Genomic DNA, 1,179 nt, shown 5'->3' with positions numbered 1-1,179 from the left:
CAGGAGGAGCACACCAGCCTCGAGTGGCGCATCGCGACCCGCACCGTGCCCCTGCAGGTGCTCGCCCGCGCCGACGAGCTCGACCTCGCCCTGTCCGAGTGCCGGGCGCTGCTGGACCGCGCGCGGGCCGAAGGCTCGCGCACCCTGCTCACCATCGCCCACAGCATGCGCGCCGAAGTGCGCTACCGCACCGGTGACATACCCGGCTGCCTGGAGGACGCCCGCAGCGCCCTGGAGCCTGCCGGGACTTCGCCCTCCGGGCACTGGAGCCGCACCGGCCAGGCGGTGGCGGCGGTCGTCGCCTCGCTGCTGGAGACGGGCGAGCTGCGCGAGGCCAACCGGGCCCTGAGCGACTTCGCCCTGGACGGCGAGGTGCCCGAGGGCGCCGGATTCGCGGCCCTGCTCTTCCACCGCGGCCGGCTCCGCGTGGCCTGCGGACACCCGCAGGCGGGGCTGGCCGACCTGCTGGAGTGCGGCCGCCGGCTGGCCGACGCCGGCCAGCTCAACCCCGCGGTCCTCTCCTGGCGTTCCGAGGCCGCGCTCGTGCACGCGGCGCTCGGCGAGCGCGACACCGCGCTCGTCCTCGTCGACGAGGAGCTCGCCCGCGCCCGCCACTGGGGCGGCCGCCGGGCGACCGGCCGGGCCCTGCGGGCGACCGGGCTGCTGGCCAAGGGGCTGGGCGGCGAGGAGGCGCTGCGGGAGGCCGTCGAGGTGCTGGAGGAGTCCTCCGCCCGGCTGGACCTGGCGCGGGTGCTCACCGACCTCGGCATCCTGATGCGCAAGTCCAGCCGGCTCGGCGAGGCGCGCGAGCACCTGCGGCGCGCGCAGTCGCTGGCCGAGCAGTGCGGGGCTGCCGTGCTGGCCCAGACGGCCCGTCAGGAGCTGCTGGTGGCCGGGGCCCGGCCGCGGCGGCCGACCGAGGTGGGCATCGACGCCCTCACCCCGACCGAGCGCCGCGTCGCGCTCATGGCGGTCGCCAAGTTCACCAACCGCGAGATCGCGGGGAAGCTCTTCGTCACCCAGCGCACCGTCGAGCTGCACCTCAGCCGCGTCTACCGCAAGTTGGCGGTGACGGGCCGCTCCGGCCTGGCGGAGTATTTCGCGGAGCTTCCGGAGAGCGGGGGCGCGGCAGGCTCCGAGCACCCCGCGGAGCGGGCCTGGACGGACGTCCGGGGCGGT

At 76.7% G+C, this 1,179-nt stretch carries 1 protein-coding gene; it reads left to right on the top strand.

Annotation, left to right across the window (positions count from 1 at the left end; translation table 11 throughout):
- Positions 1-1,179 (top strand): helix-turn-helix transcriptional regulator (locus tag V7793_RS37765; protein ID WP_336014266.1); only part of this gene is annotated, 1,179 nt, incomplete at both ends.

The organism is Streptomyces sp. KLMMK (genome assembly GCF_036961605.1).
GTDB classification, from domain to species: domain Bacteria; phylum Actinomycetota; class Actinomycetes; order Streptomycetales; family Streptomycetaceae; genus Streptomyces; species Streptomyces telluris.
This window is presented reverse-complemented; position numbering and strand designations above follow the sequence as displayed.